This window comes from Mesorhizobium sp. UC74_2 (assembly GCF_042701485.1).
Taxonomy (GTDB): Bacteria; Pseudomonadota; Alphaproteobacteria; order Rhizobiales; family Rhizobiaceae; genus Mesorhizobium.
Map to the genome: position 1 here is coordinate 747043 of NZ_CP170562.1, position 22452 is coordinate 769494.

At 62.7% G+C, this 22452-nt stretch carries 20 protein-coding genes; 8 read left to right on the plus strand and 12 right to left on the minus strand.

Annotation, left to right across the window (positions count from 1 at the left end; all coding sequences use genetic code 11):
• Nucleotides 1-11 precede the first annotated feature (11 nt).
• Nucleotides 12-449, minus strand: a complete 438-nt coding sequence (locus ACFJIU_RS03460) for a DsrE family protein (protein WP_379067517.1) — start codon at nucleotides 447-449, stop codon at nucleotides 12-14.
• A 94-nt stretch (nucleotides 450-543) separates the two neighbouring features.
• Between ACFJIU_RS03460 and ACFJIU_RS03465 the strand changes: the two genes are divergently transcribed.
• Nucleotides 544-1623, plus strand: coding sequence for a hypothetical protein (locus tag ACFJIU_RS03465; protein WP_379067519.1), 1080 nt, complete (start codon nucleotides 544-546; stop codon nucleotides 1621-1623).
• Nucleotides 1624-1636: 13 nt separating this feature from the next.
• On the opposite strand, the gene ACFJIU_RS03470 is transcribed toward ACFJIU_RS03465, so the two are convergent.
• The 10 genes from ACFJIU_RS03470 to ACFJIU_RS03515 form a co-directional block, all read right to left on the minus strand.
• Complete coding sequence (locus ACFJIU_RS03470) at nucleotides 1637-2566, minus strand: cation diffusion facilitator family transporter (protein ID WP_379067521.1); 930 nt, start codon at nucleotides 2564-2566, stop codon at nucleotides 1637-1639.
• Between the two features lie 6 nt (nucleotides 2567-2572).
• Nucleotides 2573-4762, minus strand: coding sequence for an anthranilate synthase (locus ACFJIU_RS03475; protein ID WP_379067523.1), 2190 nt, complete (start codon nucleotides 4760-4762; stop codon nucleotides 2573-2575).
• A 1120-nt stretch (nucleotides 4763-5882) separates the two neighbouring features.
• The gene (locus ACFJIU_RS03480) at nucleotides 5883-6761 is read right to left on the minus strand and encodes a hypothetical protein (protein WP_379067525.1); all 879 of its coding nucleotides are present in this window, start codon (nucleotides 6759-6761) and stop codon (nucleotides 5883-5885) included.
• A 133-nt stretch (nucleotides 6762-6894) separates the two neighbouring features.
• Nucleotides 6895-7845, minus strand: a complete 951-nt coding sequence (locus ACFJIU_RS03485; protein WP_379067527.1) for an FAD-binding oxidoreductase — start codon at nucleotides 7843-7845, stop codon at nucleotides 6895-6897.
• The gene (locus ACFJIU_RS03490) at nucleotides 7845-8396 is read right to left on the minus strand and encodes a pyridoxamine 5'-phosphate oxidase family protein (protein WP_379067529.1); all 552 of its coding nucleotides are present in this window, start codon (nucleotides 8394-8396) and stop codon (nucleotides 7845-7847) included. Before ACFJIU_RS03490 ends, ACFJIU_RS03485 begins: the two co-directional genes overlap by 1 nt.
• A 10-nt stretch (nucleotides 8397-8406) precedes the next feature.
• Nucleotides 8407-9723 (minus strand): aspartate aminotransferase family protein, encoded by a 1317-nt coding sequence (locus ACFJIU_RS03495; protein WP_379067531.1) that lies wholly within the window; start codon nucleotides 9721-9723, stop codon nucleotides 8407-8409.
• Nucleotides 9720-10553 carry an N-formylglutamate amidohydrolase gene (locus ACFJIU_RS03500; RefSeq protein ID WP_379067533.1) on the minus strand — a complete coding sequence of 278 codons (834 nt, stop codon included), beginning with the start codon at nucleotides 10551-10553 and terminating at the stop codon, nucleotides 9720-9722. Before ACFJIU_RS03500 ends, ACFJIU_RS03495 begins: the two co-directional genes overlap by 4 nt.
• Nucleotides 10486-11808, minus strand: coding sequence for a glutamine synthetase (locus ACFJIU_RS03505; protein ID WP_379067535.1), 1323 nt, complete (start codon nucleotides 11806-11808; stop codon nucleotides 10486-10488). Before ACFJIU_RS03505 ends, ACFJIU_RS03500 begins: the two co-directional genes overlap by 68 nt.
• Nucleotides 11805-12452 carry a cysteine hydrolase family protein gene (locus ACFJIU_RS03510; protein ID WP_379067537.1) on the minus strand — a complete coding sequence of 216 codons (648 nt, stop codon included), beginning with the start codon at nucleotides 12450-12452 and terminating at the stop codon, nucleotides 11805-11807. The genes ACFJIU_RS03505 and ACFJIU_RS03510 overlap by 4 nt, the downstream gene beginning before the upstream one ends.
• Entirely contained in the window at nucleotides 12449-13366 is a 918-nt protein-coding gene (locus ACFJIU_RS03515) for a MurR/RpiR family transcriptional regulator (RefSeq protein ID WP_379067539.1), read from the minus strand. The genes ACFJIU_RS03510 and ACFJIU_RS03515 overlap by 4 nt, the downstream gene beginning before the upstream one ends.
• A 143-nt stretch (nucleotides 13367-13509) precedes the next feature.
• Here ACFJIU_RS03515 and ACFJIU_RS03520 point away from each other — a divergent pair, with 143 nt between their 5' ends.
• From ACFJIU_RS03520 to ACFJIU_RS03550, 7 genes are read left to right on the plus strand one after another with little or no spacing between them, the layout of a single operon-like run.
• Nucleotides 13510-14676 (plus strand): NAD(P)/FAD-dependent oxidoreductase, encoded by a 1167-nt coding sequence (locus ACFJIU_RS03520; protein WP_379067541.1) that lies wholly within the window; start codon nucleotides 13510-13512, stop codon nucleotides 14674-14676.
• Complete coding sequence (locus ACFJIU_RS03525) at nucleotides 14676-16532, plus strand: branched-chain amino acid ABC transporter ATP-binding protein/permease (protein WP_379067543.1); 1857 nt, start codon at nucleotides 14676-14678, stop codon at nucleotides 16530-16532. The genes ACFJIU_RS03520 and ACFJIU_RS03525 overlap by 1 nt, the downstream gene beginning before the upstream one ends.
• Before the next feature lie 35 nt (nucleotides 16533-16567).
• Nucleotides 16568-17734 carry an ABC transporter substrate-binding protein gene (locus tag ACFJIU_RS03530; RefSeq protein ID WP_379067545.1) on the plus strand — a complete coding sequence of 389 codons (1167 nt, stop codon included), beginning with the start codon at nucleotides 16568-16570 and terminating at the stop codon, nucleotides 17732-17734.
• Between the two features lie 4 nt (nucleotides 17735-17738).
• Nucleotides 17739-18443, plus strand: coding sequence for an ABC transporter ATP-binding protein (locus ACFJIU_RS03535; protein WP_379067547.1), 705 nt, complete (start codon nucleotides 17739-17741; stop codon nucleotides 18441-18443).
• Between the two features lie 2 nt (nucleotides 18444-18445).
• Complete coding sequence (locus ACFJIU_RS03540; protein WP_129413762.1) at nucleotides 18446-19327, plus strand: branched-chain amino acid ABC transporter permease; 882 nt, start codon at nucleotides 18446-18448, stop codon at nucleotides 19325-19327.
• A 14-nt stretch (nucleotides 19328-19341) separates the two neighbouring features.
• Nucleotides 19342-19968 (plus strand): FMN-binding negative transcriptional regulator, encoded by a 627-nt coding sequence (locus ACFJIU_RS03545; protein WP_379067549.1) that lies wholly within the window; start codon nucleotides 19342-19344, stop codon nucleotides 19966-19968.
• A 37-nt stretch (nucleotides 19969-20005) separates the two neighbouring features.
• The gene (locus ACFJIU_RS03550; protein WP_379067551.1) at nucleotides 20006-21076 is read left to right on the plus strand and encodes an ornithine cyclodeaminase; all 1071 of its coding nucleotides are present in this window, start codon (nucleotides 20006-20008) and stop codon (nucleotides 21074-21076) included.
• Nucleotides 21077-21205: 129 nt separating this feature from the next.
• On the opposite strand, the gene ACFJIU_RS03555 is transcribed toward ACFJIU_RS03550, so the two are convergent.
• Nucleotides 21206-22417, minus strand: coding sequence for an amidohydrolase (locus ACFJIU_RS03555; protein ID WP_379067553.1), 1212 nt, complete (start codon nucleotides 22415-22417; stop codon nucleotides 21206-21208).
• Nucleotides 22418-22452: the final 35 nt, after the last annotated feature.

The following is a 22452-nucleotide window of genomic DNA, read 5'->3' on the forward strand; positions in this document are numbered from 1 at the left end:
CGGGGCCAGTATCAAGGCCTTAGATAAGCATAACCCGCAGCCTGCAGCTCGGCCAATTTCACGACCCCGCCAGCATCGGCGCTGACAAAGCCTTCGAACAGATCCGGCAGTGTTATGTCCATGCCGTGCATGGTGTTGGCGCAGGCTTGTGGCGTCATCCCCTTTTTCACCAAGCCGGCGAAACGGCTGGAGACCGCCGCTGAAGCGCCGTCGCGCTTGAAAGCAGCCAGCGCCGGACCGTGGACGACCAGGACGATGTCGACCTCACCGCCGGTGCCATCAAAATGGTTCTTGATGTTGCCAAGCACGAAGGCGACCTTGTCGAGATCGTCGAGGTGATAGGCAACCTTCTGTCTCGGATACGATACCGGCGCAGCCGTCGCGGCTTTGAACCCCAGGACCGTTGCGGTCGAGGCCAGAAATCCGCGGAAGATATCCCTGCGAAGCATGAAAACCACCCCGTTCCTACCAGCATAATGCGCGTGGCCTTCGGCAGGTTCCTAGCATAGAATCCGTTCGAGCGGATCTTGGTGGGAGGGCTCGATGACCACGTCGAGGAAGATCGCAGCGACTGCGATCGCAATCGTCGGGGCGCTTGCCCTGGCAGGAACGGTTCGCGCTGACGAACCAAGGATCCTGAAAGAGCTGAGCCCGGATGGCGGTGGCGCCTGCTTCAGCCGGGTTTATGATGCGAGCCATCTGAAAGCCCACCCGCATCAGAAGGTTGCGCGGATATTCTTCTATCATGGTCCTGATCCCGTCAGCCAACCGAGCGAAGATCCGACGGATGGCCTGGGTACCGCTGGCTACAACGGCTTCATGGCGACGACGGTACGAGGCGCCTCGAAGCCCGAATGGGTCGGCGGCTGGTGCAATACTTCAGGCGAGAAAGCCGCGATTCATTGCGGCATGGAATGTGATCGGACCATGGCCGACGTCAGCCTGGATGCCAAGGGACGCCTCAAGGTCGATGCCTTCGATCGCGACATCTACCTGGACGCCGGCGCGGAAGACGAACTCGGCAAGGCCGAATATGAAAGGCAGGCCCTGGGCACGGACGACAACGGCTTCCTGCTGGAACGAAGGCCGGTGGCGGATTGCAAGTCAGAATTCGCACGCATTGCTCCCGCCAATCCGGCGCTGGGCGATCCGCTGCGCATACGCTTGAAACCTGACCAGCCCTTCTGCTTCGGGCGCGACTATTCAGCCGCGCATCTTGCCTCCCATCCTGAGCAGGTGACGCAGACCATCCGCGTCTTTCGTGGGGCAACGGAAATCGCAAGCTTTGCCGCCCAGGGAAAGGCTGCGGATTGGCCGAATGGCGCCGATCTTGTGGTTGCCATGACCACGCGCAAGGGCGGTACGAAGGCCACGCAAAGCTATTCCTGCCAGGGTGAGGCGGATCAGTGGCGCTGCGTGGCGACTGTAGCTACCGGTGGGGCGTCCTGCGATCTGTCGGAGAGGGAAATCTACCTGCGCCGCGGTGCCAATGGCACCATGATGCTGGCCAATCCAAAGGAAAGCCTGCCGCTCGCCGACCTGTGCCAGGCGGGCGGCAATACAAAATCGGACGACAGGGTTTTCCGCCTGGAGGCGATGCCGCAGTCAGCCTGTTCGCAGTAAGAACCCTGGGCTTTCAGGCGAAAGGAACGGCGACGGTTCCCTTCGGCAGCTTGGCTTCGTCATCCGGCTCGACATGGATGGTGACGCGCACGGAGGGGATTTCGGCCTTCAACGCGTCTTCAATGCGGTCGCAGATGACGTGGCTGTCGCCAACCGACATATCCGCATCGACCACCATGTGGAATTCGATGAAGGTGGCGCGGCCGGCGATGCGGGTCCTCAGGTCATGGACCTCCAGAGCGCCCTTCGAATTGGCCGAGATGATGTCGCGGATGCGCATGTGCTCGTCCATCTCGACGGCACGGTCCATCAGACCGCTCATCGATGAACCGATGACATGCCAGCCCTGCCACAGGATGTTCAGCGCGACGATGACGGCCAGCGCCGGATCGAGGAAGCGCCAGCCGGTGTAGACCGCGCCGACGAGGCCCAAGAAGACGCCGATCGAGGTAACGACGTCGGTCAGGATATGCTTGCCGTCGGCGACAAGAGCAGGGGAGCGCTCGGACCGTCCGATGCGGATCAAGGTCCAGGCCCAGACGGCGTTGAGCAAGGTCGCCAGGCCGTTGACGGCCAGGCCCATCCATGGCTGTTCGAGCGGGGCCGGGTTCTGCCAGGTACGCCAGACCTCGTTGAGGATCAGCATTGCGGCGACGACGATCAGCACGCCTTCCAGAACCGCCGAAAGATACTCCGCCTTGTGATGGCCGAAAGGGTGGTCCTGGTCGGCAGGCTTGTGGCTGATGCGGATCGCCCAGAAGGCGGCAGCCGAGGCAATCACGTTGACGATTGATTCCAGCGCGTCCGAATAGAGCGCGACCGAGCCGGTGATCAGCCAGGCGAGCAGCTTGAGGCCGAGCACGACGAAGGCCACCACGATCGACCAGAAGGCGAGCGTGGCGACTTTCTGCTTGGAAGCGTCCTTGGCCGTAACTGCTGTCATTTCCGTCTAGGCTGCCTTTTCCTTTGCCTTGCGCGGCAGATGCGCGACGACATTCTCGATCATGCGCATGCCGGCGTTGTGACCGAGGGTCATGATCGATTCGGGATGGAATTGCACCGCTGCAATCGGTTCCTTCTTGTGTTCGAAGGCCATGATGACGCCATCCTCCGTCTCGGCGGTGACGATGAAATCATCGGGCAGGCGGACCGGGTCGGCAAAGATCGAATGATAGCGGCCGACCGTCACTTCCTTCGGCAGGCCGGAGAAGACAACGCCAGGTTTCGAGACCCGGATGCGCGACGGCTTGCCGTGCATGGGGATGGCAAGCTGCCGCAACTCGCCGCCATAGGCTTCGGCCAGCGCCTGCAGGCCGAGGCAGACACCGAAGATCGGCAGTTCGCGTTTCCGCGCCTTCTTGATGGTGGCGGCGCAGTCGAAATCCTTCGGTGTGCCGGGGCCGGGCGAAAGCACGACGAGATCCGGCTTGAAGCTGTCGAACACTTCCTCCGGCACCGGCGTGCGTACAGTGGACACATCGGCGCCGGTCTGGCGGAAGTAGTTCGCCAGCGTGTGGACGAAGCTGTCTTCGTGGTCGACGAGCAGGATTCGGACACCTTCGCCGACGCGGGCGGTGGCGCGTTCGACACCGGCGGAATTGCCGGCCTTGGCGTCGCGGATGGCGGAGAGCATGGCGGAGGCCTTCAGTTCGGTTTCTGCTTCTTCTTCCTCGGGAATGGAATCGAACAGCAGCGTGGCGCCGGCACGCACTTCGGCGATGCCGTCCTTGATGCGTATGGTGCGCAGCGTCAGGCCGGTGTTCATGTCGCCATTGAAATGCACCATGCCGATGGCGCCGCCATACCAGGCGCGCGGGCTCTTTTCGTTCTGCTCGATGAAGCGCATGGCCCAGAGTTTCGGTGCACCGGTGACCGTCACTGCCCAGGCATGGGACAGGAAGGCGTCAAAGGCGTCCATACCTTCGCGCAGGCGGCCTTCGATGTGATCGACCGTGTGGATCAGGCGCGAATACATCTCGATCTGGCGACGGCCGATGACACGCACCGAGCCCGGCTCGCAGACCCTGGACTTGTCGTTGCGGTCGACATCCGAGCACATGGTGAGCTCGGACTCATCCTTCTTCGAGTTGAGCAGCTTGAGGATCTGCTCCGAGTCCGAGATGGCGTCATCGCCGCGCTTGATGGTGCCGGAGATCGGGCAGGTCTCGACGCGGCGGCCGTTGACGCGCACGAACATCTCCGGCGAGGCGCCGATCAGATATTCGCCTTCGCCGAGATTGATGAAAAAGGAGTAGGGCGAAGGGTTGATGGTCTTGAGGCGGCGCGAGATTTCCGAAGGAGCCGTTTCGCAGCGTTCGTAGAACATTTGGCCGGGCACGACCTCGAACAGGTCGCCGCGCTTGAAGCTGTCCATCGCCCGGCGCACCAGCCTGGCATATTCGCCGGGCTCGTGGTCGCCGCGTGGCGGGATGCGGTCGGCCGGCTTGAAGGGTTCGGCCACGGGTTCGCGCGGCAGGCCCTCGGTCGAAAAGCCGTTGCCGGCATAGTCGTAGCGGTCGGTCCAGGCCTTGGCGGAATAGTGGTCGACGACCAGGATCTCGTCCGGCAGGAACAGCACGAGGTCGCGCTGGCTCTCCTTGCGCTCGAGTTTCAAGTCCACGGGATCGAACTGGAAGGCGAGATCGTAGCCGAAGGCGCCGTAGAGGCCGAGATTGCTGTCCTCGGGGCTCTTGAACAGGCCGGTGATGGCGCGCAGAACGGTGAACACCGAGGGCATCCGGCTGCGTTCTTCTTCGGTGAACACCCGCCCGGGTTTCGCAATCTCCAGCCTCGTCAGCGTCTTGGTGCTCTCACTGATGGTGATTTCCGCAAGACCGGCCAACACGCCGTTGAGTGTGGGCAGAAGCACTTCGCCACGCGCGTTCAGCGCTTCGATCTTCATGATGCGGCCGCGCGAGGAGATGACCAGCGGCGGATCAATGATGGCGGTGTCCCAGCGTGTGTAGCGACCTGGATATTCGTAGTTGGACGAGAAGACCGCGCCGCGCCGCGCGTTCAAGCCATCGAGATAGGATTCGATCGCGCCCTGATAGGGTGTGTCGTGCCGTTGTCGCGTGATCGCGATGCCGCCGGCGGTCACGAACCGCTCCGCGCCGTTTTCCAGGATTTCCACCGTCATTGCCATCTCCCTGTTCCGCCGCGGCGAGGTCTGGAGGCATTTCTGGAAAACAAAAGGCCGCCGGACTTCTCCTGCGGCCATTCTGGTCTCTTCACGCACACGCGTTTCGACAGGCCGCTCCTAGCTGGCCCACCACCAAACGGTCTTGATCGAAAGCATGTTCATGGCGAATTCCTTAGCGGCGAATGAGGGCTCATGCAACCGGATTTGCGTGGTGGGATTGGAGCAAAGAGCCGGTCAAGCCAACAGAAGAACGCGATGGTGGATGGCGATTTTCATGCTGTTATGCCTACATTTTCGCTCACTACGAGTGCACGGCTTCCTTTCCGTCTTATACGGTGCATATACTGTGGCCGTGCCGCAGCTTGCCATGATCGATCAAGGTAGTGACCTCTGCGATCGCCGATGAAGTGCTTAAGAAATAAGAACGAGGCGATACATATACTGGATTTTAAATTGGGGTTTCTTGATGAATCGATAGCCGTCGTCCTTACCCCACTGAGGAAGATTTCGCTATACACGGAAAAGTTGGTGATCGAAAATATACGCAGTGTATCTATCCGGGGATAGGAAATTCTTTCGCAATGATTACTTGAAATTACCCATCTTGTCGGTTTTTATCTTGGTTGTGGAATTTTGTGAGATGTTATTTCGAAGTGCGGGTGTGAATAAATTCATGAAAACGTTACCAATAATATTTTTGATATCTGTGTGCTTTGTGTCAAGTATACGGATGGTATGATTTTGTAAAACTGTCGTAGTAACTCTGTTAGAATGGGTGTTTCCTTGTGATGCAGAGATTCTGGCCTAGAAATATGTATACGAGCGATCCAGAAAGTAATTTCGTTGTGACGGCGAGGGAAGATTGAGATACGGTATTTTATTGATATTTCCTTGCCTTGTCATTTTGATAGGGATTTTGATTTCTTGGAAGAGAAGAAGTTTATTATACAATGTTGCAATCAATTTGATATATGCTTTTTTTTGTATACTTATTGTAAGCGTTATGGCTGAATTCGAATTCAGAGTGGCAATGATATTAGCCTTTGCCTCGCTCGTATATCTGGTAGCAGGAACAAGGGGAGGGCGAGATGATTGATATTTCTCTGAATACCTTTATTCAGTGGAGAGATGAGTATCTGAGAGATAATTTTCCTAACAATGACGCGCCGATATCGGTAATAAATTTCTTCACATCTGCTGCGGATCTGGTCACAAGTGCAGCGAGGTGCAAAAGCGAATAACGGTCACATGTGACGCTGGTGTAGACTTGAGGGCCAACCACGAGAAAGAATGCAGCAACCCCGGCGGCCGCGAGCGATAGCCCGTATGTCCTGAGATTCTTTTCTGCGCCCTCTTTTCGAGCAATGAACGCGAATGCGTAAAAGCCGACTGGCAGGGCCAGGAATGGCACCATTTCGGCGCTTATTGCCGCAGACAACGCCGTCAAGGCGCCGGTAAGTCCGGCTGCGAGTTCTCCGCCGCGCATTGTCAACAGAGTTACCGCTAAAAGGATACACATCTGCAGGTTGTGGTAATCGATGCGCCAAGGCTGAAATTCTGAAAATGAAGGCAGTCCTGCAAGAGCCGCAACAGCCAGCACAACGCCGGGATGCTCAAATTCAAATTCGCGGATCACCAGGGAAAGCAAAGTCACTGCGATCAGGAGAAAAAACAGCGGCACAATGAATGCCGCGGCCGAGACTGCGGCTTCCATCCCCAAAAAAGGTGCGGTCGCAGCCGCCATGAGCGCGTAAGGTGCGTCGACTATCCATGGCCAATGCGATGTTAACGGTTCGGGCTGCGCGATACCTGTCAACGTTCTGTCGAACGGGTCTCCAGTCGTCAAGAGATACCTGATTTCATGCAGTTTCAGGAGATCGTCGACGTCGGCATTGGGCATTTTTCCTAGGAAAAGCAGCAGGCTCAATACCGAGCTAAGCGCCAGCCAGACAGCTACGATTGGAAGAGACTGACGAACCGTCCGGATTGCCGACATTCCAAGCCCTTTCCCGCACGCCGGCTATTGGTAAGCGGAAATACTTTAGAGCGACTAAACTGATTGATGGCGGAAGTCAGAAGCCAAATACTTTCGGTCCGAATTTGGAATATGGAGCCACGAGGTTAAGCTGTTACGCCGAGTGAACAAACTCTTCGTTGAAGATGGCCGTGGCCGCAAGTTCGCGCGCCAGAAGCGCGTTGCGCGCCGCGTTCACCATACCGGGTGGTCCGCAAAGATAGGCCTCGGTTCCGCTGTCGAGCGGAATGGTGCGGATCTCACCCAGCGCGGCGATCGGATTGCCGACGAAGCCTTCCCAAGCTTCCGTGGCCCTGTCTGCGGCCAGAACCACCTCCAGGGGCAGCGTTTCAGCGAGCGCGCGCAGGGCTTCGAGCGCATAGGCGTCGTCGGCATCGGCGAAACCGGCAATCAGCGCCAGCGGCGGCGTGGTGGCGGGGTCGATGCTGGACAGCATCGAAACGATCGGCGCCAGGCCGGTGCCACCGGCGATGAACAGCTTGGGCCGCGCCGTCGCGCGCAGGTAGAAGACGCCGAACGGACCGCGCACGGTGAAGGCATCCTCAGGCTTCGCCCTTTCATTCAGATAGGTGGACATGGCGCCGCCCGGCAGGTCACGCACATGCAGCACCTGTTCCTTGCCGGAAGGCGGGTTCGCCATCGAAAAGCGGCGCGGGCTAGCCATGCCGGGAAAATGCACCTCGACATACTGGCCGGGCAGGAAGGGCAACGGAAACTGCAGCCGGTAGCGGATTTCCCAGACCGAACGGGATGCGCGCGAAAACGCGTTGACCTTGGCGCGCCGCAGGGATGGGGGCGTCACGTCGGTGCGCTGGTAGGGCAGGTTCAAAGCCGCGCCTGGCTGGGCTGACGTGATGCAGAGCAGGACCTCGTTGCCGTCTGCGTCGCGCGCCATGCAGGTGCGGCATGTGCCTTCGCGGCAATTGCTGGCGAGCACGTTGCCGGCCTTTTCGGCGGAAGCGAGGATGGACTGGCCGTCGATCGGCGGGAAGTGCATCACCTCGCCATCGGAGAAGGTGAGGTGGATGTGATACTGGTTTTCCATCAGAAATCGTCGGACACGTAGCCGGTTGAAAGCCCGTCGATGCTGACGACGTTGTTGGCGAGACGATAGGCTTCGATCTGGTCCTCGCTCTGGGCTCCGGCCCATTTCACCAGTTCGTCGCGCTCCTGCATGTCGCTGACGACGGGGATGCTCCAGCCGCAGGAGGTCGCCACGCTCTCGACATGCAACCGGAAGAGCTGGCGCACGCCAGGCAGCTCAGGATAGGGCGCACGCAGGGCCGGCCATTCGGGATGGTCGGGCCGGATCAAGTCGGCCTTGCCGTAGAGGCGCAAGGTCATGGCCTTGCCGGAAAAGGCGCAGAACATCATCGTCATGCGTCCGTTCTCGGTGACGTGGGCAGCGGTCTCGTTGCCCGAGCCGGTCAGGTCGAGATAGGTCACGGTGCGCTCGTCCAGCACACGCAGCGTGTCCAGCCCTTTCGGCGACAGGTTCACACGGCCGTCCTGCGGCGCCGTCGCGACGAAGAACAGTTTCTGCTCCTCGATGAAGGCTCGCATGTCGTCGGGGATCGTGCGCCAACCAAGTCCCATGGCTCTCTCCTCACCACATCATGAAGGAAGCGACGTCGGCATCGGCGACCTTGCCGGCGATGACGTCGCTGATGGCCTGGTCGACGATGGCAACGCCCTCGGCGGCTTCGTCCTCGGTCAGGGTCAGCGGCGGCATGAATTCCAGCACGTTGGCTTTCAGGCCGACATAGGTCAGGGCCGCGCCCAGTTCGTAGCTGCGGTAGATGATCTTGGCCGTTGTGGTCGCAGGCACCGGTTCGCGTGTGTCGCGGTCGACGACGAGATCGACACCGATGGCGAGGCCGCGGCCGCGGACTTCGCCGATGATCTCGTGCCGGTCGGCCAGTTTGCGCAGACCATAGGCGAAGAGCTTGCCGATGCGTGCAGAGCGTTCCGCCAGATGCTCGTCCTCGATTGCCTTGAGCACCGCGCCGCCGGCCGCCGTCGCGACGGGGTTGCCGGCGGTGGTCAGCAGGGCGAAAGCCGGCGCGTGATCCATGATCTCTTTCGGCCCGATCACCGCCGACAATGGCAGGCCGCCACCCAGCGCCTTGCCGAACACCACCATGTCGGGCGTCAGGCCCTCATGCTCGAAGCAGTGCATAAGGCCGCTTCGGGCCAGGCCGACCTTGACCTCGTCGACGACGATTTTGATGCCATGCCGGCGGCACCGCTCCTGCAGCGCCTTGAGAAACCCCGGTGGCGGCACGATCAGGCCACCGTCCGACATCAGCGGCTCGATGAAGACAGCCGCGACCTGATCCGGCGGACAGGTGGTCTCGAACTGGTAGTCGAGTATGGACAGCACGGCCTCGGCACTGAAGCGTGGCCGGTAAGGGTCGGGATAGGGCAGCAACAGCACGCCGGGCCTCGGCAGCGTGTGGGTCATGGCGGTGTGGCCGCTGATGCCCATCGAGCCGGAGAGATTGCCATGGTAGGAACCGATGAAGGAGATGAACCGTGGCCTGCCGGTGGCGGCAGCCAGCACGCGCAAGGCGCAATCGTTGGCGTCGGACCCGGAATGGCCGAACCAGACGCGGCGCTCGCCTTCGCCCGGCGTGACCGCCAGCAGCTTCTCCGCCAGGGACACAGCCGGTTCATTCGGGTAGAGCAGCAGGCTGGCGCCAGCCATGTTGCGAATGGATTTCTCCACCGCCTCGACGATCGCGGGATGACCGTAGCCGAGCAGCGCGGGGCCTGCCGAGCCAGACAGGTCTAGCACTTCGCGGCCGCCTTCCTCGATCAGCCGGTTGCCACGGCCGCCAACGAGCGAAAGTGGCGAGAAACGCAGCCGCCCTATTTCGGCAATCGCCCGTGCGTCACGCTCGCGCAGGCCGAGATTGCTCATCCCAAAGCCTCCTGCATGTGTGCGATCGCCGCGGACATCCTTCCGGCCCATTCCTCGATACCGGTTTCGTCGGCCAGCAGATCCTGTCGTATCTCGACCAGAGCAGCCTCGATGCCACGCTGGTCGCCATGGATCGGAACAGCATAGTCGGCGTCTTCGCTGATGACGTAAGGAACATTGGCCGCGACATTGAGCGACGGGTCGACACGCAGGCCGTCGAGAATAGCCTCGCCCAGCGCCGCGGCACGGTCATAAAGCACGCCGGCGTGCCATGGACGGCTTTCGCCGAGAAAAACCGGTGTGAAGGAATGGATCGTGACGATACGCGTCGGCCGCCCGGCGGCCTGGCGGGCATCGAGATGACGCGCAACCTCGTCGTGGAACGGCGTGAACATGATTGCCGCACGCCGTGCCCTTTCAGTGTCATCCACGCCGGCATTGCCCGGAATGTCGGTATCCTCGGAGCGCGTCGGCATGCTGCCCTCCGAGCCGATCGGCCGGTTGAGGTCGATCAGCAGGCGCGAATAGTTGCCGAGGAAAGCGGGCGCATCGAGCCGCTCCGACAGACGTCGTGTCACCTCCGCCGCACCGATGTCCCAGGCGATATGGCGCTGCAGATGCGGTGCGTCCAGGCCCGGCCGTGGTAGCGGGCCGGCATGTGGTTGGACGCATGTTCGCACAGCAGCACGATACCAGAACGACCGTCCGCGTTGAGCACCTCGACGGCCTGTGGCCAGTCGTGTTCGGGTTCGGCATCCATAATCAGTAAAGCTTTCGGTACAGATCACACACGCCGATTGGGTCGAGCCCGGCGAGACGTTCGGATTCATGGCGTTTGACACCGACAAAGGTCTCGATGAAAACCGGCGCGAACCACCCGGTGACTGTCTCGTCAGCGAGCAGGGCATCCAGTGCCGCGGGAAGGTTTTCCGGCAGCCGCTTCAGGCCAAGCTTCGCTTTTTCCGCCTCGGTCATCTGTTCTGGATCGCCAGTCACCAACGGCGGCGTGACGAGCCTGGCCTTGATGCCTTCCAGCCCGGCGCGCACGATGGCTGCCATGGACAGATACGGGTTGGCGGTGGCATCGGCGGCGCGATATTCGATGTTGTACTGGCGCGACGGATCGCGTCCGCCAATCGTCACCGTCGGGCAGATGCGCAGCGAAGCTTCGCGATCGCGGTCGGCCAGCCAGGTGTAGGACGAACTCCAGCTGTGCGGCTTCAGCCGGTAGAAGGAAGGCACGCTCGACGCCGTGAGCGCGGTGATTGCCGGCAGATGCTTCAGGACACCCGCGCAGAAGGCACCGGCAATATCCGACAGGCCGCCCGGCTTGGCAGCGTCATAGGTCACCGGTTTGCCGGCGGCGTCGGTGAAGCTGAAGTGGATATGCACGCCGTTGCCGACGCCATCCGGCACCGATTTCGGCGCGAAGGTCGCGTGCCAGCCGTTGTTGCGGGCAAGTTCGCGGGTGATCTCGCGGATCGCCACCGCGCGATCGGCGGCGACAAGCGCGTCGGCCGGGGCGTGCGTGACCTCGAACTGCTCATCGCCGAATTCCGCGATGATCACCTCCGGTGCAACGCCGGCTTCCTCCAGTGCAGCCATCAGCGTCGGCGCGAAGGGGTCGGCGCGCCGCAGCGCCGCGAAAGACAGAGAATGGGCAGGCGCGAAATCGGCACCGGAAATCTGGAACTCCTGCTCGAAGGCGCCCGTGAGGCTGAGGCCGGTCGCGGCCTTCAGCTCGGACAGCGCATCGATCAGCATGGTGCGGGTGCAACCCAGCCATGGCGAGCCGTCGAGTTCGACGATGTTGCCGGCCACCATGTCGAATGGCGTGGCCGAGCCGGTCAGCGCAGTGCGGAAGCGCGCCTTGAGATCGGGAACGAGGCGCAGGTCGCCCGACGAGCCCCAGGGATTGGGTAAGACGATGGAGTTGAACGGCGTCAGCGACAGGTTGGCCTGCAGCCAGCCGACACCGGTGGCGGCGACCTTGTCCAGCCGGCTTTCGGCCACCGAGCGGCCGCGCGTGATCGCTGCGAGATCCGTCGTGACGACGGCGACGAGGGGTTCGACAGGCGTCGTCATGCGGCCTTCCCCATCGCTTCGATGCGGGCCACGGCGGTGTCGGTATCGGTAACCCAGCAGTACCCTCCGAACGCCTTGAGCGCGATGTCATGGCGTTCCTGCGTGCGGGTGGCGCAGGCGTCGGACACGCAGGTGACGAGATAGCCGCGGTCGGCGGCGTCGCGCACGGTCATGTCGACGCACTGGTCGGTGAGGACACCGACGACGATGAGATAGCGAATGCCGAGGTTCTTCAGCAGATAGTCGACATTGGTCGAATTGAAGATGCCGGACGAGGTCTTGGGCAGCATGATCTCGTCACCGAGAGGAGCGAGCGGTGCGATCGGCAGCCCTTCCGGCAGGCTTGGCGGGATATGGATAGGCGTGAGCTTGTGGTCGAGCGAGCGGTCGCGGCCGTCCTCGGTCAGGCTCTGGATGATGGTGTGCAATACCTCGACGCCGTTGGCGCGTGCCGCTTTCAGCAACCGCTCCTGGTTGGGGATCGTCTCGGTCGCCGTCTGGCGATAGAAGTAGTGATCCGGGCCAAGTTCCGGATGGTCGGGGTCTGCACCGGGCTCCAGCCATATCCGCTGCATGTCGACGAGCAGGAGCGCGGTTTCGCCGCGCCGAAAGGGTTCGTCGCGCCTGGGAAGGGGTTGGGTCATTGCTTGCGGTCCTGCCTTGGTGATTTCGGTCCGGGGGTTGTCCTGGCACCATCCTGCGACGGCTCGTCGAGGGTGACGGCGTTGGCGTGCCGTACTTCCTCCAGACGCTCGATGCGCGCGCGGCCCTCGTCTCCCAGGGTCGAGAGAATATGGGCTGTGAGCGCTTCCATCTGGGCGATGGCCGGCGCCAGCGTGTCGTAGGGAGAGGCGACCTCAAGCGGGCTGACGATGGTCGTCTCCGCGAATTCCGCGACCGGCGACAGCCATTGGTCGGTGAACAGCACCACGCGCACATCGCGTGCGGCCGCCTGTCGGGCAAACGAGACGACGTCGAGCTGGTAGCGGCGATAGTCGAAAACGACGAGTACGTCCTTGCGCCCGAGGTCGGCGATGATGTCCAGGGACTGGCTGGAAAGGACGCCGATGTCGCGAACATTCGGCCGGAATTGCAGCAGGTATCCGGCGAACATGCCCGCCACGTGGCGGCTGAAGCGCCCGCCGACCAGCACGATCTCGCCCTTGGCTTCCATGATCAGGCGGGCAGTGCGGTCGTAGGTGGTCAGCGGCGTGATGCTCGCGGCCTTTCCCATCGCCTCGTCCACCGAGGCCAGATAGGCGAGGATAGGGTTGTCTTCCGAGCCTGATGGACGCTTGGCTTCCATCATCAGCAGCGGCGAATGCAGTCTCGCTTCGACTTCCGCCAGCAGCTTTGCCTGGAGGTCCGGATAGCCCTCGTAGCCGAGCTTGACAGCCAGCCGCACCACGGTGGGATCGCTCACCCCGGCGCGGCGGGCGAGGTTTGAGGCGCTGCCGAGACCGGCGCCCGGATAGTCCGTGAGCAGCAGGCGCACGATCTTCTCCTCGGAAGGAGTAAGCGCCAGATCCTGCCGCATCAGAACATCGCGTATCGCCATCTGCCTCCCCTGGCCGTTCTTTTTATCGTTGCAGAGTTTATTACAGAAACGGAATTATCGGTCAAGAATGAAGAAATATTGACATCGCTCTCGATGTCGTCTTAGCTGGCCGTAAAGCAGCGACAGACTGTGGGGAACGACGAATGAAGAATGGCGATGACATCATCATCGTGGGCGCCGGGATCGTAGGATCGAGCGCCGCGATGTACCTCGCCGGCGAAGGCGCCCGGGTAACACTCATCGAGCAGACGCATCCCGCAGGCGGGCCTTCGGGCAAGTCGTCGGCGCTTCTGCATGCCTTCTACCTGATGCCGGAACTGTCGCAGCTCGCGATCCGTGGGCGGGAGATCCTGGTCGACCTTCCGGAGATCGCGCAGGAAGGATCCTTCGTCACGCAGGTGGGCATGATGTGGGTTTGCGGCGAGGAGAATGCCGCAAGCTGGTCCGCGGCCGCGGAGCGTATCCGCGGCGAGGGTGCCCGCATGGAAACGCTAACTCCTGCCGAATTCGCTGCCGAAGCCCCCGGCTTTGCCTCCGAGGGCGTGGCACTTGCGATCTGGGAGCCGGAATATGGCTATGCCGACGCCTTCGGCGCCACCAATGCGATAGCCCGGGCAGCGCGCGCACGCGGTGCCCGGATCCTGCAGAACACCCCGGTTGCCAGGCTGCTGCGCGCGGGCGACCGGATCACCGGCGTAACGCTTGCCGACGGAACCGTGCTTGAGGCCGACAGGGTCATCCTCGCCGCCGGACCGTGGACACGCCGCCTGCTGGCAACGGCCTCGCTCGACCTGCCTTTGCATGTCGAACGCCATCCGATGGCGGTGTTGAATGCCGACGGCAAGGCGCGCCAGGTCATGCCCTGGGCCTGGTGCGATGACATTTCCCGCAACTATGCGAGACCCGACAATGATGGCGTGATCCTCGCCGGCACATGGGCCGGCGGTGGCACCGGGGTGCGGCACGAGGAGACCATCCGCCCGAGGTTGGTAGAGGACCCGGACAATTACATGGAGGGGGTCGAGGAGGCCGAGTCCGTCGATATTCTCGAGACCTTTGCCTCCCGCGTCCCGGCGATGATGGAGCTTGGGATCAGGCCCGGCTATGCCGGCCTCTACGACATGAGTCCGGACGATCTGCCGGTGATCGGCGCCATGCCGGGGGTCGAAGGGCTGCTCGTTTCGGCGGGCTCGTCCGGGCACGGCTTCAAGACCGGGCCGGCTGTCGGCGAGGCGGTCGGCAAGCTGGCGCTGCATGATGCCCAGCCTATTCTGGCGCCGTTTTCCCCGACCCGTTTCGGAGCCGTGTGATGGCGGTCATGACAATGGAGCAGAGCACGTCCCGTTCGGTCCTGCCGGCGGCATTCCGCAATGCCGGCGTCGATGCGCTGGCGATGATCGCCGCGCTGATACTGGCGGCGCTGGCGATCTACCTTTTCGGCAATGCCGCCATGCAGCGTGTGGTCACCTATGCGGCAATCATGCTGACGGCGGTGCTCGGCCTCCAGATATTCTCCGGCAACACCGGCATCGTTTCTTTCGGCCATGCCGCCTTTGTCGGACTTGGCGCTTATGCCACGGGCATCCTGACCTTGCCGGCCGCCTTGCAGCGCACCGCCCTGCGCGACCTGCCGCAGTTCCTGGCCGGATATGAAATGTCCTTTTTCGCGGCGCTGGTGGTGGTGCTGGTGCTGGCGATGCTGGTCGGCCTGATCACGGGTACGCCTTTGCTGAGGCTTTCGGGATCCAGTGCTTCGATCGCCACGCTTGCCCTGCTCATCATCGTCTACACTTTGCTGGTCGCGGGCCGCGAGATCACGCGAGGCAGCCAGCCCTTCTATGGCGTGCCGCGCGAAGTGGGTTTGTGGACGGCTGTCGTGATCGCGGCCATGGCGATCGTGGCGGCACGGCTGTTCCGGGAGACCTCCTTCGGTCTTGCCGCGCGCGCGGCCGCCGACGACGAACGCGGCGCCGCCGCCGTCGGAGTTGACCACCGCATCGCGCGGCTGGCCGCCTGGGTAATGGGTGCCGTGGCCGCCGCAGCAGCCGGTGCCATGATGGCGCAATTCCTTGGCGCATTCTCGCCCAAGGATTTCTATTTCGACTTCGGTTTCACCATGCTGGCCATGCTGATCGTCGGCGGCATGACGTCCTCGCTCGGCGCCTTCGCCGGCGTTGTCGTCACGGTACTCGTGGTCGAGGTGGTTCGCCGTTTCGAAGGCGGTGGCGAGGTGCTCGGCCTGCAGATGCCGGTGTTGTTCGGCCTCACGCAAGGGGTGCTGGCGGTGGCCATGATCCTCGTCATCTGGCGGCGACCGACCGGGCTGTTCGGTGACCACGAACTCAACCTGCTGCGCCGCCCCGGCCCGAAGGCGAATCCCGTCAGTTCGGCGGCGGCCGTCGATCCAGTGCGTGCTACAGGCGGGCCGATCTCCGTCGAACACCTGTCGCGCCGCTATGCCGGCGTCGTGGCCGTCGATGACGTGACGCTTGCGTTCCAGCCCGACAGCATCACAGGCATCATCGGGCCCAATGGCGCGGGCAAGACGACTCTGCTCAACATGATCGCCGGTGATGTCACGCCGAGTTCCGGCAGCGTTTCGGTCGGGGTACCGGCGCGGCGGGCAAGCGCGTTCCGTTTCGCCCGTGCCGGCATCGCCCGCACCTTCCAGAACATCCGCGTCTTCCCGCGCATGACAGTGCTTGAGAACGTCGTCGTGGCCGCACGCGAAGTGGAACCGGGTCTCGCCGCCGCCGAGGCCGCCGCCCGACACGAACTCGCGCGCATGGGGCTGGAGGCTTTCGCGGACCGGCCGGCCGCCTCTCTCGCCTACGGCCAGCGCCGTCGGCTGGAGGTGGCGCGCGCGCTGGCGCTCAAGCCGCGCTTCCTGCTGCTCGACGAGCCTGCAGCCGGCATGAACGCAGTGGAAACGGCGGAGCTCGTGTCGATCCTCGCGGCTGTGCGCAGCGAACGGCATATCGGTGTGATCCTCATCGAACACGACATGCGGCTGGTGATGAACCTGTGCGAGCGCATCGTCGTGGTCGATCGCGGTCGCGTGATCGCCGATGGCACACCTTCGGAAGTGCAGAACAACCCTGCGGTCGTGGCCGCCTATCTCGGCAGCCGCACGGCACGCGCCCGCCAGGGGAACGACGTCCAATGAACAAGAACAACCGGACATCCAATGGGAGAACTCACATGAGGCTTACTCGGAAGAGCACAGCATTACTGGCAGCCATATCCTCCATCGCCGTGATGACGGCCGCCCCCGCCTTCGCGGAGGAGATCATCATCGGCGCGGCGACCGCCCAGACAGGCGGGCTTGCACCCTACGACCAGCCGGCGCTGGCTGGTCTGCGCATGGCGATCGACGAGCTGAATGCCAAGGGCGGGCTTGCCGGCAAATACAAGGTCAACCTGATCATCAAGGACACGCGCAGCGACACCGCGCAGACGGCCACCGTCACGCAGGAACTGATCGACGCCGGCGCCAAGATCATGATCACGCCGTGCGATGCCGACCCGTCGATCTCGGCCGGCCAGCTTACCCAGCCGCTCGGTATCCCCTCGCTGACGCTTTGTGGCTCGGCACCGGTGCTGACCCAGGCGGTCGGAGACGTGATGTTCGGCACCTATCCGGCCGACAATCTGCAGGCGACCGCCGTCGCGGACTTCGCCATTGCCGAAGGCAAGCGCAAGGTCTTCCTGCTGACATCGCCCGACGCGACCTATGTCGCCAACCTGCCGGAGTATTTCGGCAAGGTGTTCGAGAAGAAGGGCGGCAAGATCGTCGGCCGCGGCACCTTCACGATGAACCAGCCGGACTTCTCCGCCGAGATCACCAACATCAAGGGTCTTGCCGAGCAGCCCGACCTGATCATGACGGCGGCCTATGAGCCGGATTTCCCGGCCTTCATCCAGCAATTGCGCGGTGCCGGCATCAACATTCCGGTCTATGGTGCCGACGCGATCGGAACCCCGACCATCAAGGCGCTCGGCAAGCTGGTCGACGGTGTTGTCTACACCGCTGCCGGCTATCCGCAAGCCGGCAGCAAGCTGGAGGCCTTCAATGCTGCCTTCACCAAACACGCCGGCCATGCGCCGGAATCCACCTATGAGGTCAATGGCTACGAGATCGGCCTGATCCTCGACCAGGCCGTGAAGACCGCCGGGTCGGACGATCCCAAGGCGATCCGCGATGCCATCGCCAATCTCAAGGACTTCGAGGGCATCACCGGCAAGATCACCTATGCCGGCACCGACCGCATGCCGCTGCGACCGGTTGTGCTGATGCGCTACGAAGGCGGCGAGCCGAAATATGTCGAAACCGTCGTGCCGGCTGCGGCCGACGTTCCGGCACCGTGACACCATGCTGAGCGTCGAAGCCCTCAGAATTCGATACGGAGAGGTCGAGGCGGTGCGCCGCGTCGACCTCTCGGTTGGCGCCGGTGAAATCGTCGCACTGGTCGGTGCCAATGGTGCCGGTAAAAGTTCGACGCTCGGTGCCGTCGCCGGGCTGGTGCCGGCAGCCGGCGGCAGGGTGCTGCTCGAGGGCAAGGACATCACCAATATGCCAGCCGAGGCGATCGCACGTCGCGGCGTGGCACTGGTGCCGGAGGGGCGGCGCATCTTCGCCAGCCTGACCGTGGCCGAGAATCTGCGCCTCGGTGGCGCGGTACATCAGACCGCCGTTGAGGCGAAGGCGCGAGAGGAGGAGATGCTCGAGCTCTTCCCGATCCTGCGCCGCTACCATCAGGTCAAGGGTGGCAACCTTTCCGGCGGCGAGCAGCAGATGCTGGCGATCGCGCGCGCCCTCATGGCGCGGCCCAAGCTTATCCTGCTCGACGAACCGTCGCTCGGGCTCGCCCCTCAAATCATCGACACCGTGTTCGACCTTATCGCGCAGCTCCGCAGCAATGGGCTGACGGTGCTTCTGGTCGAGCAGAACGTCGCGCTCGCGCTCGAAATCGCCGACCGTGCCACGGTGCTCGCCAATGGTGAAGTCGTATTGACAGGCACGGCCGCTGAACTCGCCAGTTCCGATCTCGTGCGCCAAGCCTATCTCGGAGCCTGACCATGATCGCGCAACAGATCATCAATGCAGTGAGCCTCGGCGGCGTCTATGCGCTGCTGGCACTCGGACTGGCCATCGTCTTCTCCATCGTCGGTCTGATCAATTTCGCCCATGGCGAGCTGATGACGTTGACGGGTTATGCGCTTCTGGCAGCCCTCATCGCCGGCGTGCCATTTCCAGCAGCCGTGCTGCTTGCCGTCATCTGCGCGGCTGTCGCCGCGGTGGCGATGGAACGTGTTGCCTTCCGGCCGATGCGTGGCGCCAGCGTCACCAGTCTTCTGCTGACCAGTTTCGCCGTCTCGGGCCTGCTCAAGGTCATCTTCCAGAATGGCGTGTCGGCGCGCCCGCAGGCTGTCGCCATACCCAGCTGGATGACCGGCGCTTTCTCGATCGGTGACTTCACCATCGGCGTCGGTCCGACGATTTCAATCGTCGTCTCCATCCTGGCGCTGATCGCGCTGGAGTTCTTCCTGAGGCGCACCGTGACCGGTACGGCGATGCGCGCGGCAGCGGAGGATTTCGACGTCGTGCGGCTGATGGGCATTCCCGCCAACCGCATCATCGCCACGGCATTCCTCCTGTCCGGCCTGCTTGCCGGGCTGGCGGCGATGCTGTGGGTAGCGAGCCGTGCCTCGGTCGATCCGCTGATGGGGTTCACTCCCGTGCTCAAGGCTTTCATAGCCGCCGTCGTCGGCGGGCTGGGCAGCCTGCCGGGAGCGGTGGCCGGCGGCTTTCTGCTCGGCGTGACCGAGGTCCTGCTGCAGGCGACGCTGCCGGCAGCCATCGCGCCCTACAGGGATGCCATCGTGCTGTCCGGTGTCATTGCGGTGCTGCTGATCCGGCCCCAGGGTCTCATTCCGGCCGTGCGCGTCCAGAGAAGCTGAGGTCCACTGGCATCGTGTACACCAAGCCGGAATTCGCACCGCTGTCTCGAGGCGAGGTGTTTGGTCTGATCGAGGCGGTGGTCTTTGCCACGATCGTGACCGCTGCCCCCGAAGGGCTGATGGTTTCCCATCTGCCCTTCGTGCTGCAGCCGGGAAGGGGAGAGAACGGGACGCTGGTGTCGCATCTGGCTGCCGCCAATCCGCATGCGGCCTCGCTGATCCAGGGGCACGAAACCGTTGCCGTTTTCAATGGGCCGCACGATTACATCTCGTCGTCCTGGTACCCGCACAATCCGGTTCGCGACAGTGCTCCGACCTGGAACTTCGCGGTCGTTCATTGCCACGGCAGGCCGGTGCCGATCGACACGGCGACGACCGCACGCCATCTTCTGGAACTGGTGGAGGTTCTGGAGAAGGACCGACCCGACCGCTGGCGGATGCGCGAACTTGGCCCGGGCGGCATGGAGCGGCGTCTGCCGCACGTGGTCGGCTTCGAGATGCCGATCACGCGACTGGAAGCCAAATTCAAGATGGGACAGGACGAGCGGCTTTACGACACCGCAGCTGCCATCGAAGCGCTCGACAAGGCCAATCCCGCACTCGCCGCCATGATGCGGAAACACAATTCCCATCGCAGTTGACGCCGCGGTTCACGCGCAAAAACAAGGAGACCGCGGCATGACCGCAGCGAAGCTGAACATCGTTCCGTTCGTGAGCGTTGATTCCATGATGAAGCTGGTGCTGGCCATCGGGGTCGAGCGCTTCCTGACCGAACTGGCCAGCTATATCGAAGAGGACTTCCGTCGCTGGGAACTGTTCGACAAGACGCCGCGCGTCGCCTCGCACAGCCATGACGGCGTCATCGAGCTGATGCCGACCAGCGACGGCCGGCTCTACGGCTTCAAATATGTCAACGGTCATCCGAAGAACACGCGCGAGGGCCTGCAGACGGTGACCGCTTTTGGTGTGCTCGCCGATGTCGGCTCGGGCTATCCGATGCTGCTGACCGAAATGACCATCCTGACGGCGCTGCGCACAGCAGCCACCTCGGCGCTGGTCGCGAGGTACCTGGCGCCGAAGGGTGCCCGCACCATGACCATCATCGGCAATGGGGCGCAGTCGGAATTCCAGGCCATCGCCTTCAAGGCCATCACCGGCATCGACAGGCTGCGGCTCTACGACATCGATCCGTCGGCCTCGAAGCGCTGTGCGAAGAACCTCGCCGGCATGGGCTTCGACATCACCATCTGCGCCTCCGGCCAGGAGGCGGTGGAGGGAGCGGACGTCATCACCACGGTGACGGCCGACAAGCAGTATGCGACGATCCTGACCGACAACATGGTGGGCTCGGGCGTGCACATCAACGCGGTCGGCGGCGACTGCCCTGGCAAGACCGAGCTGCATCGCGACATCCTGCTGCGCTCCGACATCTTCGTGGAGTTCCCGCCGCAGACGCGCATCGAGGGCGAGATCCAGCAGCTGGATGGCGATCATCCGGTGATCGAGCTGTGGCAGGTGATGGCGGGCAAGGCAGCCGGGCGCACCAGCGACAAGCAGATCACGCTGTTCGATTCGGTCGGCTTCGCCACCGAGGATTTTTCGGCGCTGCGCTATGTGCGCGACCAGCTGCAGGCCACCGGCCTCTATGAGGAACTCGACCTGCTCGCCGATCCCGACGAACCGCGCGACCTCTTCGGCATGCTGCTCAGGGCGGACAAGAAGCAAGGCGGCGCCAAGGGCGCCGCCTGAAGACACGCTCTGCCGGTTGAATTCGGTCTAGAGCGTTTCCGTTTTTCACGGAAACGCGGAAACGCTCTAACTCTTTATTTTAACGCAATTCCGGATGGAAAACCGCTACACACTTTTCCTGGAATTGCTCTAGTGCCGCCCTGGCGTTTCGGCCAGATAGCGTTCCGCCAGCGTTGTCCAGTAACGCACTCCGGTCGCTATGATGTCGTCGTTGAAGTCGTATTCGGCGGTGTGCAGAGGACGCGGCGCCGCCTCGCCTTCGCGAGCTGAGCCGAGGAACACATAGCTGCCGGGTACGCCGCCAAGCATGAAGGCGAAATCCTCCGCACCCATGATCGGCTGCATCTCGTCATCGACGAGTTTTTCGCCAACCACCTCTTCCGCGACCGAGGCGGCAAACTGCGTTTCTGTCCGGGTGTTGCGAAGAACGGGATAACCGCGCTCGAAAATGAACTTGTGCCCTGCGCCGACCGCTTCGGTGGCGTTGCGCACGATCTTCTCCAGCCCTGCCTCGAAGGCGTCGCGAACGCTGTCGTTGAGCGTGTACAGAGTGCCGCGAACGACCGCTTCGTCCGGCGTGACGTGGACGCCCTGACGGTGGTTCGGGTCGCCGCTGCGGAATTGCGTGATCGACAGCACCACGGGTTCGGCCGGGTTCAGGTAACGCGCCTTGAACATGTGCATTTCCTGCACGATCGCGGCAGCTGTCAGCAGAGGATCCGCGACGGCGAATTGCGTCGCAGGATGCGCGATGCGGCTCAGCACATGAAATTCGAAGGTGTCGATCGATGCGAGCATCGGTCCGGTTCGCATCATGAAGCGGCCGGCCGGGACATTAGGAAAATTATGCATGCCAAAGATCGCGTCGACGGGGAATTTCTCAAACAGGCCATCCTTGACCATGGCATTGCCGCCGCAATGCTGGTCGCCCGTTTCCTCGGCGGGCTGGAAAATGAAGCGCACGGTACCGTCGAAATCGCCGTTCCTGGCGAGATGGCTGGCCGCTGCCAGCAGCATGGCGGTGTGGCCATCGTGTCCACAGGCGTGCATCTTGCCGTCAATCGTCGAGCGGTGCTCGAAGGTGTTTTCTTCCTGGATGAAGAGCGCATCCATGTCGGCGCGAAGGCCAACCGTGGCGGGACTGGTGCCGCGCTTCAGCGTGCCGACCACGCCTGTTCCACCAAGACCCCGGTGTACCTCGATGCCGAATTCCTCCAGTTTCGCCGCGACGAAATCGGCCGTTGCCTTTTCCTCGAAGGCTGTCTCGGGATGGGCATGGAGGTGACGGCGCCAGGCCGTAGCCTCCTCAACAAGGCTGTTGTCGATCGGCGATCTGGTCATCTTTCGTCTCCTCCAACTATTCCGTCCGGGCTGCG

Bases quoted from the DNA above. Each gene is read 5' to 3' on its own strand.
- ACFJIU_RS03460 (WP_379067517.1), bottom strand. From the start codon at position 449: ATGCTTCGCAGGGATATCTTCCGCGGATTTCTGGCCTCGACCGCAACG.
- ACFJIU_RS03465 (WP_379067519.1), top strand. From the start codon at position 544: ATGACCACGTCGAGGAAGATCGCAGCGACTGCGATCGCAATCGTCGGG.
- ACFJIU_RS03470 (WP_379067521.1), bottom strand. From the start codon at position 2,566: ATGACAGCAGTTACGGCCAAGGACGCTTCCAAGCAGAAAGTCGCCACG.
- ACFJIU_RS03475 (WP_379067523.1), bottom strand. From the start codon at position 4,762: ATGACGGTGGAAATCCTGGAAAACGGCGCGGAGCGGTTCGTGACCGCC.
- ACFJIU_RS03480 (WP_379067525.1), bottom strand. From the start codon at position 6,761: ATGTCGGCAATCCGGACGGTTCGTCAGTCTCTTCCAATCGTAGCTGTC.
- ACFJIU_RS03485 (WP_379067527.1), bottom strand. From the start codon at position 7,845: ATGGAAAACCAGTATCACATCCACCTCACCTTCTCCGATGGCGAGGTG.
- ACFJIU_RS03490 (WP_379067529.1), bottom strand. From the start codon at position 8,396: ATGGGACTTGGTTGGCGCACGATCCCCGACGACATGCGAGCCTTCATC.
- ACFJIU_RS03495 (WP_379067531.1), bottom strand. From the start codon at position 9,723: ATGAGCAATCTCGGCCTGCGCGAGCGTGACGCACGGGCGATTGCCGAA.
- ACFJIU_RS03500 (WP_379067533.1), bottom strand. From the start codon at position 10,553: ATGAATCCGAACGTCTCGCCGGGCTCGACCCAATCGGCGTGTGTGATC.
- ACFJIU_RS03505 (WP_379067535.1), bottom strand. From the start codon at position 11,808: ATGACGACGCCTGTCGAACCCCTCGTCGCCGTCGTCACGACGGATCTC.
- ACFJIU_RS03510 (WP_379067537.1), bottom strand. From the start codon at position 12,452: ATGACCCAACCCCTTCCCAGGCGCGACGAACCCTTTCGGCGCGGCGAA.
- ACFJIU_RS03515 (WP_379067539.1), bottom strand. From the start codon at position 13,366: ATGGCGATACGCGATGTTCTGATGCGGCAGGATCTGGCGCTTACTCCT.
- ACFJIU_RS03520 (WP_379067541.1), top strand. From the start codon at position 13,510: ATGAAGAATGGCGATGACATCATCATCGTGGGCGCCGGGATCGTAGGA.
- ACFJIU_RS03525 (WP_379067543.1), top strand. From the start codon at position 14,676: ATGGCGGTCATGACAATGGAGCAGAGCACGTCCCGTTCGGTCCTGCCG.
- ACFJIU_RS03530 (WP_379067545.1), top strand. From the start codon at position 16,568: ATGAGGCTTACTCGGAAGAGCACAGCATTACTGGCAGCCATATCCTCC.
- ACFJIU_RS03535 (WP_379067547.1), top strand. From the start codon at position 17,739: ATGCTGAGCGTCGAAGCCCTCAGAATTCGATACGGAGAGGTCGAGGCG.
- ACFJIU_RS03540 (WP_129413762.1), top strand. From the start codon at position 18,446: ATGATCGCGCAACAGATCATCAATGCAGTGAGCCTCGGCGGCGTCTAT.
- ACFJIU_RS03550 (WP_379067551.1), top strand. From the start codon at position 20,006: ATGACCGCAGCGAAGCTGAACATCGTTCCGTTCGTGAGCGTTGATTCC.
- ACFJIU_RS03555 (WP_379067553.1), bottom strand. From the start codon at position 22,417: ATGACCAGATCGCCGATCGACAACAGCCTTGTTGAGGAGGCTACGGCC.